11 protein-coding genes are annotated in these 14,434 nt (G+C 45.6%); 8 read left to right on the forward strand and 3 right to left on the reverse strand.

All coding sequences use genetic code 11. From position 1 onward, the window contains the following. The first annotated feature begins 59 nt into the window (after positions 1–59). The 7 genes from prpC to L3V37_RS16205 all read left to right on the forward strand — a co-directional run bounded on the left by prpC (position 60) and on the right by L3V37_RS16205 (position 11,134). Positions 60–1,202, forward strand: coding sequence for a 2-methylcitrate synthase (gene prpC, locus L3V37_RS16175; RefSeq protein WP_237306594.1), 1,143 nt, complete (start codon positions 60–62; stop codon positions 1,200–1,202). A 156-nt stretch (positions 1,203–1,358) separates the two neighbouring features. Beyond that, positions 1,359–3,950, forward strand: a complete 2,592-nt coding sequence (acnD, locus tag L3V37_RS16180) for a Fe/S-dependent 2-methylisocitrate dehydratase AcnD (protein ID WP_237306595.1) — start codon at positions 1,359–1,361, stop codon at positions 3,948–3,950. A gap of 9 nt (positions 3,951–3,959) precedes the next feature. After that, positions 3,960–5,156, forward strand: coding sequence for a 2-methylaconitate cis-trans isomerase PrpF (prpF, locus tag L3V37_RS16185; RefSeq protein ID WP_005377286.1), 1,197 nt, complete (start codon positions 3,960–3,962; stop codon positions 5,154–5,156). 77 nt (positions 5,157–5,233) lie between these two features. Continuing rightward, positions 5,234–7,111 carry a propionyl-CoA synthetase gene (locus L3V37_RS16190; protein ID WP_237306596.1) on the forward strand — a complete coding sequence of 626 codons (1,878 nt, stop codon included), beginning with the start codon at positions 5,234–5,236 and terminating at the stop codon, positions 7,109–7,111. A gap of 189 nt (positions 7,112–7,300) precedes the next feature. Beyond that, positions 7,301–7,780, forward strand: a complete 480-nt coding sequence (locus L3V37_RS16195; RefSeq protein WP_005377290.1) for a GNAT family N-acetyltransferase — start codon at positions 7,301–7,303, stop codon at positions 7,778–7,780. A gap of 191 nt (positions 7,781–7,971) precedes the next feature. After that, positions 7,972–9,303 (forward strand): trypsin-like serine protease, encoded by a 1,332-nt coding sequence (locus tag L3V37_RS16200; RefSeq protein WP_237306597.1) that lies wholly within the window; start codon positions 7,972–7,974, stop codon positions 9,301–9,303. Positions 9,304–9,688: 385 nt separating this feature from the next. After that, positions 9,689–11,134 (forward strand): bifunctional NUDIX hydrolase/phosphatase PAP2 family protein, encoded by a 1,446-nt coding sequence (locus tag L3V37_RS16205; RefSeq protein ID WP_237306598.1) that lies wholly within the window; start codon positions 9,689–9,691, stop codon positions 11,132–11,134. Between the two features lie 160 nt (positions 11,135–11,294). On the opposite strand, the gene L3V37_RS16210 is transcribed toward L3V37_RS16205, so the two are convergent. Next, complete coding sequence (locus L3V37_RS16210; protein ID WP_237306613.1) at positions 11,295–12,104, reverse strand: Cof-type HAD-IIB family hydrolase; 810 nt, start codon at positions 12,102–12,104, stop codon at positions 11,295–11,297. Between the two features lie 216 nt (positions 12,105–12,320). Here L3V37_RS16210 and queE point away from each other — a divergent pair, with 216 nt between their 5' ends. Further along, the gene (queE, locus tag L3V37_RS16215) at positions 12,321–12,971 is read left to right on the forward strand and encodes a 7-carboxy-7-deazaguanine synthase QueE (RefSeq protein ID WP_005377296.1); all 651 of its coding nucleotides are present in this window, start codon (positions 12,321–12,323) and stop codon (positions 12,969–12,971) included. Between the two features lie 310 nt (positions 12,972–13,281). Here the strand turns inward: queE and queC are convergent, their stop codons facing one another. Both queC and L3V37_RS16225 read right to left on the reverse strand, forming a co-directional pair. Then, positions 13,282–13,938: a 7-cyano-7-deazaguanine synthase QueC gene (queC, locus tag L3V37_RS16220; RefSeq protein WP_005377298.1), complete on the reverse strand. Its 657-nt coding sequence runs from the start codon at positions 13,936–13,938 to the stop codon at positions 13,282–13,284. A gap of 67 nt (positions 13,939–14,005) precedes the next feature. Beyond that, positions 14,006–14,347, reverse strand: a complete 342-nt coding sequence (locus L3V37_RS16225) for a helix-turn-helix domain-containing protein (protein WP_213904037.1) — start codon at positions 14,345–14,347, stop codon at positions 14,006–14,008. Between the last annotated feature and the right edge of the window lie 87 nt (positions 14,348–14,434).

Consider the following 14,434-nt stretch of genomic DNA (forward strand, 5'->3'; position numbering starts at 1 on the left):
TTCGTTTGGCTAAAAACACCCCAGAGAGGGAAAAGTCAGACAGAAAAGGAGTTCAAACAATGTCTCAAACTGCAGAAAAGAAAGCAGAATTAGGTGGCGCAGGCCTTCGTGGTCAAAGCGCAGGAAGCACAGCTTTATGTACTGTCGGAAAAACGGGAACTGGTTTAACTTATCGTGGATACGATATTACTGATCTTGCGAACAACGCACAGTTTGAAGAAGTGGCTCACCTTCTGTTACGCGGTCACTTGCCAAATCAACAAGAACTTGATGCGTACAAGACACACCTACTCAGCCTTAGAGGTTTGCCAGCCGAGCTAAAACAAGCTTTAGAGTTAATTCCTGCAAGCGCACACCCAATGGACGTAATGCGCACGGGTTGTTCTGTATTGGGTAACCTAGAGCAGGAAACGAGCTTTGAGGAGCAACTGAAAGCAACCGAACGTATGCTAGCCTTGTTCCCTGCCATCATCTGTTACTGGTACCGCTTTAGTCATGATGGAGTGCGTATCAACACCGAGGATCAGACTGAAGATTGCATCGGTGGTTACTTCTTGCGATTACTTACAGACAAAGCGCCATCTGCGCTGCACAAACAAGTGATGCATTGCTCGCTCATTCTTTATGCTGAACATGAGTTTAATGCTTCTACATTCGCAGCACGCGTTTGTGCATCAACGTTGTCAGACATCCATTCTTGTATCACGGCAGCAATCGGTACGCTTCGTGGACCACTTCACGGCGGTGCGAACGAAGCGGCGATGGAAATGATTGAAGATTGGCAAACGCCCGACGAGGCGGAAGCGAACATCATGAAAATGCTAGCCAATAAAGACAAGATCATGGGATTTGGTCATGCGATTTATCGTGAAAGTGACCCTCGCAACGCCTTAATAAAACGCTGGTCCAAAGAGCTATCGAAACAAGTTGGTGATACACATCTATATGCGGTTTCTGAGCGTGTTGAATCAGTGATGAAACGAGAGAAAGGTCTGTTCTGTAATGCGGACTTCTTCCATGCATCGGCTTACCACTTCATGGACATTCCAACCAAACTATTTACCCCAATCTTTGTGATGAGTCGTTTAACGGGCTGGGCTGCACACGTTTATGAACAGCGTGCCAATAACCGTATTATTCGCCCAAGTGCCGATTATACGGGCCCAGATCATCAAGAATGGGTGCCTATCGAGAATCGCTAGCGCGAAGGTCAACGAGGGCATTATATGCTTTGGTTGACCACCTCCTTCCTTTGTCATTCTCTCTAACAGAGGAAGGAGATCCTCTCATCACTGTGTTTCTGGAGCAATGGAAAACCTTGATGAAGGCAAGATGTAAAGACTGAATGGAAGCAAACCATGAACACAAATATTAATACTCAATATCGTAAGCCGCTTCCGGGAACTCAACTGGATTATTTTGATGCACGCGAAGCCGTCAATGCCATTTCTCCTGGAGCCTATGAAACACTCCCTTATACCTCTCGCGTGCTAGCTGAGCAACTGGTCCGCCGCTGTGACCCGAACACATTGACAGATAGCCTGAAACAGTTAATTGAACGCAAACGCGATCTTGATTTTCCTTGGTATCCAGCACGCGTTGTTTGTCATGACATTCTTGGTCAGACCGCTCTAGTCGATTTAGCGGGTCTGCGCGATGCCATTTCAGATCAGGGTGGTGATCCTGCAAAAGTGAACCCAGTGGTTGAGACACAATTGATCGTTGACCACTCTTTAGCGGTTGAACATGCGGGCTTTGACCCTGATGCTTTCGACAAAAACCGCGCGATTGAAGAGCGCCGTAATGAAGACCGATTCCACTTTATTGAGTGGTGTAAAACAGCGTTTGAAAACGTCAGCGTGATTCCAGCTGGGAATGGCATCATGCACCAAATCAACTTGGAAAAAATGTCTCCTGTGGTACAAGCAAAGCAGGGCATTGCCTACCCAGACACCTGTGTGGGTACGGACAGTCACACGCCTCACGTAGACGCTCTTGGTGTTATTGCGATAGGTGTCGGTGGTCTGGAAGCAGAAACCGTCATGCTTGGCCGACCATCAATGATGCGTCTACCAGATATTGTCGGTGTCAAACTGACGGGTAAACGTCAACCGGGCATTACCGCAACGGATATTGTCCTCGCGATTACTGAGTTTCTGCGTAATGAGCGTGTGGTATCTTCATATCTTGAATTCTTCGGAGAAGGCGCACGTGATCTAACGATCGGAGACCGCGCAACGATTTCAAACATGACACCAGAATACGGCGCAACAGCTGGCATGTTTTATATTGATGAGCAGACCATCAATTACTTGAAACTAACTGGTCGAGATGAAGAACAAGTTGCTCTCGTAGAAAATTACGCAAAACAAACCGGTCTTTGGGCAGACGATCTTGATAGCGCCGTTTACGAGCGCGTACTTGAGTTCGATTTATCATCAGTTAGCCGTAACTTGGCTGGTCCGTCAAACCCTCATCGTCGTTTACCAACTTCTGAGTTGGCACAGCGCGGTATTTCTGGAGCGTGGGAAGAGAAAGAAGGCGAGTTGCCAGATGGTGCAGTGATCATCGCTGCTATTACCTCATGTACGAATACCAGTAACCCAAGAAACGTGGTTGCTGCTGGCCTTGTCGCGAAGAAAGCCAACGAACTTGGTCTTGTACGTAAACCTTGGGTGAAATCGTCTTTTGCTCCGGGTTCTAAAGTTGCACGCTTGTATCTGGAAGAAGCGGGCTTATTACCAGAGCTAGAGAAGCTTGGCTTTGGCATTGTTGGTTACGCATGTACAACTTGTAACGGTATGAGTGGTGCGCTGGATCCAAAAATCCAACAAGAGATCATCGACCGTGATTTATATGCAACAGCGGTGCTTTCTGGTAACCGTAACTTTGATGGTCGAATCCATCCGTACGCCAAACAAGCTTTTTTGGCTTCACCACCATTGGTTGTCGCTTATGCGCTAGCGGGTACGATTCGTTTTGATATCGAGCGCGATGCATTGGGCACTGACCAACATGGCAAACCAATTTACTTAAATGATTTGTGGCCAAGCGATGAAGAGATCGATGCAGTTGTCGGTACTCATGTTAAACCTGAGCAGTTTAAGCAAGTTTACATTCAGATGTTTAAGCTGAATGATCAAGAGCAAAATCCCAACCCGCTGTACGACTGGCGTCCGATGAGTACCTATATCCGCCGACCACCGTACTGGGAAGGTGCGCTAGCGGGAGAAAGAACATTGTCTGGTATGCGTCCATTGGCGATTCTGGGCGACAACATCACCACTGATCACTTATCACCATCCAACGCGATTCTTGGAAGCAGCGCAGCAGGTGAATACTTAGCGAAAATGGGTGTGCCAGAAGAAGATTTCAACTCTTACGCGACTCACCGTGGTGACCACTTAACGGCGCAACGCGCGACCTTCGCTAATCCAAAGTTGTTCAATGAAATGGTGAAGGAAAACGGCGAAGTCGTGCAGGGATCTCTGGCGCGTGTAGAGCCAGAAGGGCAGGTGGTTCGTATGTGGGAAGCGATTGAAACCTACATGAATCGTAAACAACCATTGATCGTGGTGGCTGGCGCGGATTACGGTCAGGGGTCATCCCGTGACTGGGCAGCAAAAGGCGTTCGACTGGCAGGCGTAGAAGCCATTGTTGCTGAAGGATTTGAGCGTATTCACCGTACTAACTTGGTTGGCATGGGCGTACTACCACTGCAATTTAAGTCGGGCGTTAACCGCAATACGCTAGAGCTGGATGGTACGGAACTTTACGACGTGGTTGGAGAAATCAAGCCGGGCGCTGATTTAGCGCTGGTTATCACACGCACCAACGGCGATAAAGTCGATGTTCCGGTTACTTGTCGCTTAGATACCGCTGACGAAGTTCACGTGTACAACGCAGGCGGTGTTCTGCAGCGTTTCGCGCAAGATTTCTTGGCACAATAAGGAGTGCGTATGTCAAATAATACTCCGAATCAAACAAGCCAAATAAAAGTGCCCGCGACGTACATGCGTGGCGGCACGAGTAAAGGTGTCTTTTTCAACCTAGAGGATTTGCCTCAAGAAGCCCAAGTGGCTGGAGCCGCACGTGACAAACTGTTGTTACGCGTTATTGGCAGCCCTGATCCGTACGCGAAGCAAATTGATGGCATGGGGGGCGCGACGTCAAGCACCAGTAAAACAGTGATTGTTTCGCGCAGCAGCAGAGCCGATCACGATGTTGACTACTTATTTGGCCAAGTGTCGATCGACAAACCATTCGTCGATTGGAGCGGTAACTGCGGCAACTTGTCTGCCGCTGTCGGTCCTTTCGCCATTCATGCTGGTCTGATCCCACAAGATCGCATTCCAGAAAATGGCATTGTGACGGTGCGTGTTTGGCAGGTGAACATCAGCAAAACCATCTTGATTCACGTGCCAATCGTCAATGGTTTTGTCCAGGAAACTGGAGAGTTTGAGCTCGATGGCGTGACGTTTCCGGCTGCCGAGATTCAAGTCGATTTCGTTGACCCTTCTGATGGCGAAGGAAGTATGTTCCCTACGGGTAACTTAGTTGATGATTTAGTGGTGCCGGATGTGGGTACGTTCAACGCGACCTTTATTAACGCGGGCATACCAACCATTTTTATTGATGCTGAATCGATAGGATATCAGGGCACCGAGCTGCAAGACGATATCAACAACGATGACACAGCATTAGCGATGTTCGAATCCATCCGCGCATATGGCGCGTTAAAAATGGGCCTGATTTCTGATTTAGAAGAAGCTCAAACACGCCAACATACGCCGAAAATAGCGTTTGTTTCTAAACCGAAAAGTTACCTGTCTTCAAGTGGTAAAGCCGTTAATGAGTCGGATATTGATGTGCTCGTTCGCGCGCTGTCGATGGGCAAGCTACATCATGCAATGATGGGAACAGCAGCCGTTGCTATTGCTTCTGCTGCGTGTGTGCCCGGAACGTTAGTGAATTTAGCCGCTGGTGGCGGTGAAAAAGAGTCCGTGACTTTTGGTCACCCGTCAGGAACGTTAAAAGTTGGGGCACAAGCGAAGCAAACTGAGCAGGGCTGGGTGGTGCAAAAAGCCATTATGAGCCGAAGTGCGAGAATACTGATGGAGGGATTTGTGCGTGTACCCTTCTATGTCTTCGATTAAAAGAGACGATCTTTGGATTAAAAGAGCGATCTTTGAGTAGAACGAGAGCAACGTCAGGACATACTGGAGGAAGCAATATGTCTTCATACGAAAAAGAATACTTATGGGCGAAAAACGAACCGGAGAGTTTTTGGCGCGCTCAAGCGGAGAATATCGATTGGTTCGAATCTCCTAAAACTATCTTGAAATCTGATGAAAACGGCATAGAACGTTGGTTTCCAGATGGTGTAATGAATACGTGCTGGTTAGCATTGGATTACCATTGCGAGCAAGGACGCGGTGATAATACAGCACTCATTTATGACTCGCCAGTAACCGGCAATAAAACAACGTATACCTATAGTGACCTGCGTGACCAAGTGGCAAAAATTGCCGGCATGCTGTCTGCCCAAGGCGTTGAAAAAGGCGATCGAGTCGTTATTTACATGCCGATGATTCCAGAAGCCGCAATGGCGATGCTTGCCTGCGCGCGTTTGGGGGCGATTCATTCCGTAGTATTCGGTGGTTTTGCACCTAATGAGCTTGCTGTACGAATTGAAGATGCAGAGCCGAAAGTGATCATGACGGCGTCGTGCGGGATTGAGATCAACAAAGTCATTCCATACAAACCAATGGTAGACAAAGCCATTATGGACAGCCGTTGGAAGCCTGAGAAAGTGTTTGTTTTCCAACGTCCAGAGTGCGACGCTGAGCTAAACCAAGATAGAGACTTAGATTGGCAGCGAGAGTACAACCAAGCGCTGCCACATGGTTGTGTTCCGGTGTTAGCAACCGATCCGCTCTACATACTTTATACATCGGGTACGACAGGTAAGCCGAAAGGCGTTGTGCGTGATAACGGTGGTCATGCTGTCGCGATGAAGTACTCCATGAGCGCAATCTATAACATTCCTCAAGATGGCGTCTTTTGGGCGGCATCTGATGTGGGCTGGGTAGTAGGGCACTCTTACATTGTTTACGCTCCACTGATTCACGGTTGCACTACTATCCTATTCGAAGGCAAGCCTGTTCGAACACCGGATCCTGGCGCATTTTGGCGAGTGTGTGATGAATATAAAGTAGATGCGTTGTTCTCTGCACCAACGGCGTTTCGTGCGATTAAGAAAGAGGACCCGGAAGGTGAGCACTTAAAACAGTACGACTTGTCGAATCTGAAAACCATCTTTATGGCGGGAGAACGCCTCGACCCTCCGACACTGGAGTGGGTTCAGAGCAAAGCGGACAAGCCCGTTATTGACCACTGGTGGCAAACCGAGACGGGCTGGGCCATCGCGGGCAACCCGACAGGTGTCGAAATGATGCCAGTTAAAGCTGGTTCTTCGACGAAGCCCATTCCGGGTTATCAGGTCGAGATTCTGAATGAACTTGGAGAGGCTGTCGGGCCTAACCAACAAGGCTTTGTCGCATTAAAACGTCCGCTACCACCAAGCTGTCTGCCAACGGTTTGGCGTAATCATGACCGTTTTGAAACTGGTTATCTTAGCCAATTCCCAGGCTACTACGTGTCAGGTGATGGTGGCTATCTGGATGAAGACGGTTACCTGTTTATTATGGGACGTATTGATGACGTGATTAATGTCGCGGGACATCGATTGTCGACAGGTGAAATGGAAGAAATAGTAGGAGGCCACCCAGCGATTGCAGAATGTGCGGTGGTTGGTATCCACGATGATCTAAAAGGTCAGCTTCCACTTGGTTTTGTTGTACTGAAAGACGGCGTCAAAGTGGATGAACTAGACCTTGAAGGTGAGCTTGTTGGCAAAGTGCGTAGTGAGATAGGTGCAGTTGCTTGCTTCAAGCATGCGTTGGTTGTAGACCGTTTACCGAAAACACGTTCAGGTAAAATTTTGCGTCGAACTATACGTCAAATAGCTGATGGTGAAAAATACACCGTTCCCTCAACGATTGATGACCCAAGTAGCTTGAACGAAATTGAGCGAGTGCTACGACGCTGAGAAAAACTCAATTCTAACTAACCCCTGATCCTCGAACTCTGTTGGTTGGTTCTGCCTCTGTACGTTTATTAAGTGCAGGGGCCTTTTTGTTGTTCAAACAGTACAAACGTATCGTGAAAGCATTTGTGACTTGCCAATACGACGTTTTCCTCACAAACTACAGCCATTCCATTTTTAGTGACCCTTTGTATGACCACGTTTGCGATTAAACCTGCGTGTTTTAGCGACCTAGAGTTGCTCAACGATCTTATGTTCGAGCTTCATGATGAGCATCATCTTCAATCTCCTGAGCTTTTCAAAACGGCAGAGGAGATAGAACAAGAAAAAAGCATTGCTCGATATATTGACGACCCTGAGTGCCTTGTTTACGTAGCAAAACAAGGAGATGAAATTATTGGCTTTATCTCTGGTCACTTCTGTGAACTTATTTCTACCGTCAGCCAGCCAGTTATGATGGGAAGTGTGGATGAGCTCTATGTGCTGCCTGAATATCGAAAACAAGGTACGGCGCAGGCATTGATTAATAAAATTGAGTCAACGTTCTCTGATTACGGTGCAAAACAGATGTTTGTTGAAGTATGGCATTTTAACCAGGGCGCAATATCTTTGTATGAAAAACAAGGATTTGCACATCATATCCACTATTTAAGAAAACCGCTGAACGAATAATCGTATTTAACTTTAATATTGTGATTTAGGTTCTATCGAATTGAAATCATTCAGTTCGTCAATAGACTTTTCTCTATAAGTTGCTCGCAATGTTAACAAATTGATATGCACCCACATTGGTATCGGCGTTTTTGTCTGCTTGTTTATTAGTAGCACGAGGATCGTGCTTACAAAAACAAGAGGACAATATTTTGAAACTAACAAAATCGTTACTTGCTTTAGCCGTTTTGCCAATGTTCGCAAGTGCTGATGATTTGTCACAGACGCAAAATCATACTATCCAACCCCAGATCGTAGGCGGAGTAACTGCCGACCCACGTGACTGGAAATTCTACACCCAAATTGTTAGTCGTTATGGTAACCGATCATATTGTGGGGCCAGTTATATCGGGAATGGTTACGTCCTGACTGCTGCGCATTGTGTTGAGGGTGATTCTCCGAATCAGATAGCGGTTAAAATCGGTGGCGTTGTTTATAACGGTAGTGACGGTGTTCGTGCAAACGTCAGTGAGATCCATATGCACCCGGCATATCGCCGCGCGACGCTTTCTCATGATCTCGCGGTATTGAAGCTCGACTCTGTGCCTCAAGGTGTTTCTTCAGTTGAGATTGCGAATGGCAGTCTAACGCAATACGCGAGCATCGGAGATTGGCTTAGTGTTGCTGGCTTAGGGCGAACTTCTGAAGGAGGAAGCTCTCCGTCTCGATTGCAAGAGGTTGACGTCCCACTTGTGTCGGATATGACTTGCCGTCAAGCCGGTGGCAACTACACAACGGTTGGAGAAGTGTCATTCTGTGCGGGTATTCCTCAAGGTGGGATAGATTCTTGTCAGGGAGATAGTGGTGGTCCAATCGTCATTAATCGCAGTGGTGTAATTACTCAACTTGGTGTGGTCAGTTGGGGAATAGGTTGTGCTCGTCCTGGTATGTATGGGGTTTATAGCGATATCGCTGCTATGCGCAATTTTGTCGATGGTGTTATCGGAACAGCAACACCACCAAAAGAGAATGTTTCTGTTGGATACACCACCGAACAGACACTGGCATCATTTAATGTTGGGGAGTTACAGCAACATAGCTTTGTTATCCAGAATTCAGGGAGCACCACGTTCACTGTGGAAAATGTTCGCGCGTTTGCTTCGGGTGTTACTGATGCAGCTGTTATTGCCAATGATCAGTGCTCTCAGGCGACGTTAGCAATGAATGCAAGTTGTCGTGTTGATGTTGAATTTGGTGCTACTCAGAGCGGAGAAGCAAGAGTGGCTTTGAACTTCAACGTTGATAAGACCAGCACACAATACCAAGCGTTAGTATCCGCTCAAGCGAAAACGGTGACAACGCCTCCCACAGATAGCTGTACAACTGTATGGCAAGCCAGCTTAGTGTATCTCAAAGGAGATACGGTTACTTGGAATGGTAAAGTTTGGCAAGCGCAGTGGTGGACTCAAGGTGATAATCCAGCAGGCTCAGGGCCTTGGGGTGTTTGGCAAAAAGTAGGCGATGCGAATTGCAAGTCTAACTAACGATCGGGCCAGTGAATTTGATTCGTTGACCATGAGATAAGATTCATTCTTGGTTTCAACGATCAGTACATAGTTATTATAACTGGGGTTTATTGTTTGCGAATAATAAGCCCTTTTTTATTGTGTCAACTATGAGAACCCACAAAATGTGTATGACTTTGTCCTGACGTTATCTTTATATAACTGGCAGAATTGCGATCAACATTTTATGTTTTGTCTGATTTTTGTCAGGTTTGCATTAAATTATTCTCCAGTGAGCGTTGAGATCGGGTTTTACGCGATCAACTCAGTTTGGCATAACTCGTTACTTAATTTTTGTCGAAAAAGATAAGATTAACTGCCATGATTCATTGGTTATCATTATGTTTATTTAAGGTCATATTTTGTGTTGAGACAGCTGTTATTACTCATCCTTTGTTTTATTTTGTTACCTGTTTCACCGATCTCTACGGCTAAAGCCACTGCGAGCGAAGTTAAAGGAGCGCTCTGTATTGTTCGCGCTGATGACAAGTTAGTGCTAGTTCATGAAGTATTAACGGATAAGATTTCTCTACCTGGCGGAACCATTATTGATGGTGAGTCTCCACAAGTTGCTGCTCAACGAGAAACGTGGGAAGAAACCGGTATAGTGGTTACGGTTGGAGAGGAGCTTGGCAGAACGGACACTGCGGTTTTTTACGACTGTATATCAGACTCTGCCATTATCGCTTTTTCTATGAATAACTCTTTAGGTGGAAATGAACTGCCTATTTGGTTTGCCCCTCATTATGGAGTAGAAGTTGCGTCAGCGATGCTGCTTAGCCCATCTGAATTACCATCATCTTTGTATCGTTATCCTGAGCAATGGCCACAAGTCACTCAGTTTTTTGATCAAGCTACCAAGCAATCAGTATCTTATGTTACTCAGCTGATTGAATCCGCGCCTTCATTTCGTCAGGTTGAATTGGCGTGGCTGATAGATTTACAGAGTTGGGTTGGGGCGTTGTCAGAAACGAGTTACGAGGTAGCTAGTCAGATCTCGAAACTCGTTATAGATCTGACAGAACCAACGGTACTACTCTTTCTATTTCCTTTTGCCATGATGCGCTTTGGTAGCCGGTTTGTGTACCGACTCTTTTTCGCAATTAGTGCAACGTCGCTTATGGTGCTTGTCGCTCAACAAGGCTTTTCGCTACCGCGCCCACATGTCTATATACCAATGATGGAGTTAACGCACAGCTTTGGCTTTAGTTTTCCTAGCTTGCCTATCGCTGTGTGGTTTTGTGTGCTGACGTTCTTGTTTCATAGAACCCAGTATTTTGGTTTGAATGGAACAACGGCAGTCTTCGTGTTCATCACTCTTACTGTGGTATTAGGTAAGTTTTTCCTCGGCAGTGCCTTTATTTTAGATATGTTATTTGGCGCGCTGTTAGGCAGCTTGGTGGCTTGGCATGTTCTTCGACTGGAGACAAATCAAGATGTGAACGTTGATCAAGTTCTAAGCTCAAAAGGCGTCTGGTTCATTATGACTGCGGCAACATCGGTCATCTCCGTCATCTGGCCATTACCTGTGTTTGGTCGCTGGCTAGCAATTTTAATCACTGCATCAGCGTTGGTCATGACATTTAAAGAGTCGAAAGCACATTTAGATACTCGGCAGATGATCTTTGTGACGCTGGCATTGTTGCTTGTTGATCAACTCTATTTGTACTCGGCTAATATCGTATCGTTTAGCGGTTTGTGGTCATTAGTCTTGTCGACGTTACATTATCCATTATTAATGTTGTTATTTATGCTGCTTGCAAGAAAGCTGACTTGTGAAAACCAACCGAGCAAAACGTTGCTAGATTGATGGCTGTATTTGTTATCTATTAGTATTTGAGTAAAAACAAAGCCTTGCATTACAGCAAGGCTTTTACACGTTTAGTCTACGAACAACGCCGCTTGCCTATCTTGGACGGCTAGGGGTGTTAAACGTAAGAAGCTTAACGCAACAGACATGGCGGAAAGGGCTATGCATTGAGCACGAACTTTTCTATAGCTTTAGCGACACCGTGCTCATCATTACTTGCCGTAATGTAGTCAGCGATTTGCTTGGTTTCTTCCATTGCATTTGCCATCGCGATACCAAGGCCAGCGTATTTCAGCATGTGGTGGTCATTTTCTGCGTCACCTATACAGATAACTTCTTCAGGTTTAATTCCCAGATACTCGGCAATTGCGGCAACACCAATACCTTTGTTGCTCGCAGGGTTAAGAAACTCAAGGAAAAACGGAGCGCTTTGAACAACCGTAAACGCTTCGCGCATTTCAGCTGGCAGTGCTGCTATAACTTCTGTTAGTTTGCTTGGCTCTGCAACCATCATAGCTTTGATGATTGGATGATCGTCTTCTAGTGATTCGAAGTTCATCTCGGTGACATTTAAGCCATTTATCTTTGCTTCAATATCGGTGTAAGGGTTGTGTTCGTTGGTGATTAAACCATGAACTTGACTAAAAGCATGGACGTACGCACCTAGCTCTTCGGCTTTTCGCGCCACCAATTTTGCAGCTTTACCATCTATGATTTGCTGGTGGATGATGTCGTTTGTGCCTACGTTCTTGACCATCGAACCGTTGTAGTAAAGAACAAAATCTCGATCGGAATGGATATTCAGTTCGTCGAGCTTGTCTTGCATTCCTTCTAATGGGCGACCAGAAGCGAGAACGACAGTAACGCCTGCTTCTCGAGCTTTTGCGATCGCTTGTTTGTTTTCTTCAGAAATGGCTTTATCACTATTGAGTAGCGTGCCATCCATATCTAGTGCGATCAGTTTATACATCATTTCTTACCTTAAAGTTTTTTGGGAGCTGTCAGTGAATAAGGCTTGGTTTAACGTTAACCAGAAACCTATATTCATTACGCTATGAAACTACAAAATGGTCTATTTTAACAATTAATTTTTGGTTTAAATTGACCTAGACACGCGTGTCCATTATGGTCTTCGCCTCGAAATGTTATGAGTTGAGTGAGTTCTGCGTTGTATAAGCTAAATGAGATGTTTGAAACCATCCAAGGGGAAGGGGTTTTTACTGGAGTCCCTGCTGTTTTTGTTCGGCTTCAAGAGTGTCCGGTTGGTTGCTCATGGTGCGATACCAAACAAACGTGGTATGCAGATGAGAATGATCAACGTCAAATAGGCGATATTCTGGTGAAAACGGAAGATTCTCCGACGTGGTGTGTTGCATCTGCCGAGAACATCGTAGAGCAATATCAACAACAAGGCTTTAATGCTAAGCATATCGTGATTACTGGTGGAGAGCCTTGTATTTATGATCTGCGCCCTTTAACAAAGGCGTTTGAAGATATGGGGTGCCAATGCCAAATTGAAACCAGTGGCACATCAGAAGTGATTACTTCAGAAAATACGTGGGTGACAGTGTCACCAAAAGTAGCAATGAAAGGTAAATTACCAGTGCTTAATAGCGCATTAGAGCGGGCAAATGAGATTAAGCATCCAGTCGGCACCCAGAAAGACATCGACCACCTTGATGATCTTTTAGCAAATGCGAACGTAGCGGCTGAGACTATCATTGCACTACAACCAATTAGCCAGAAGCCTCGTGCTACGCAATTGTGTATTGATACGTGCATTGCCCGCAATTGGCGTTTGTCTGTTCAAACTCATAAATATTTGAGTATTGCTTAGACGAGAGACTCGTCATCATTCGAGGTAGCTTTTCTATCTAATTCCGGTTTCGCGAGTAATGCCGTTGGTAGCTTTGCTATCGAAACATTGTCGATATATCTAAACAATTTATAGCGTTGTAAAAGCTAAGCAGTGTTGGCTGTTGTGGTGTGGTGCTATCTTTGGTTCGACAATCGTTTCGCATTTAATTGATGCCACCAATCTGGCGGCATCAAAATGAAGCTCTGTTGGCTGGAGTTTCACGCTGAGATAAAACGTTTAGAAGCTAACGCAAAAGGTTTTATCCCAGCGCTATTACCGCTAACAAAGACTATTTGCTCGCTAAGTATTCTTCTAAGCCGCTTTGTCGCAGTAGGCACGCTGGGCATTCACCACAGCCTTTACCAACGATTCCGTTGTAACATGTTAAAGTATTGTTTTGGACAAACTCCAACATATTGTGCTTATCAGCTAGAGCCCAGGTCTCAGCTTTAGTAAGCCACATTAAAGGAGTCTTAATATTGAAGGCTTTATCCATACCTAAATTGCAAGAGAGATTTAGAGAGCGAATAAAGTTGTCTCGGCAGTCAGGGTAACCACTAAAGTCTGTTTCGCAAACTCCCGTAATGATGTCTTGAATGCCAAGCTGGTAAGCATGGATACATGCGTAAGTAAGAAAGAGAATGTTTCTCCCTGGAACGAATGTATTGGGTACGTTAGCGTCGCTTAAGTCATTAGATACCGGAATGTTGTCTCTTGTCAGCGAGCTTATCGCTAACTCATTAATTGATTTTACATCCAGGACTTTGTGGCTTTTGATGTTAAGTTGCTTACCTAATTCGATAGCGATATCTATTTCATCTGAATGACGCTGGCCATAATCAAACGTTATAGCATGAACTTCATCATATGTATTTAATGCATCGATTAAGCAGGTCGTAGAGTCCTGCCCACCGGAAAAAACCACAAGTGCTTTTGTTGTAGCCATGTTGAACCCTTAGTTATGCTCTTTGATTCTTTGGTATTGATACGTATTCTTAGGCGTTTAATCCCAATTACGTACTCGACTTGTTCGTGACGATTGCGTCCGCAATCAACTGGGCTGTGCTCTCAAGCACTCTTTGCTTGTCATCATTTGACAGCTTGTGGAGATTCACAGCAAGTTCAGCGGTGATTTCATCTTCACAAAAAAAATAGTTTAGAGGCACGTTTAGCTCATCTGCGATAAGTTTGAGCGTTTTTACGTCGGGAGTATGGCGCTCCCTTTCGTATTGATTCATCCTTGCACTTGCAGAACTATCATCCATGCCGATACGGATGCCCAGTGCTTTTTGGGACAGATTCGCTTGTTTACGCGCATGCTTAAGGCGGGCTGGGAGTGGGTTATTAAACAACACTTAAAGTTCATACGAAGGACTTGGATGACTAAGATTATCTTAGTTTTTCTGATTTGTGTATACTAAGTAATGCTTAGTTATTACCGA

Origin of the sequence: Vibrio sp. D54 (assembly GCF_021728075.1) — a bacterium.
Classification (GTDB): Bacteria; Pseudomonadota; Gammaproteobacteria; order Enterobacterales; family Vibrionaceae; genus Vibrio; species Vibrio alginolyticus.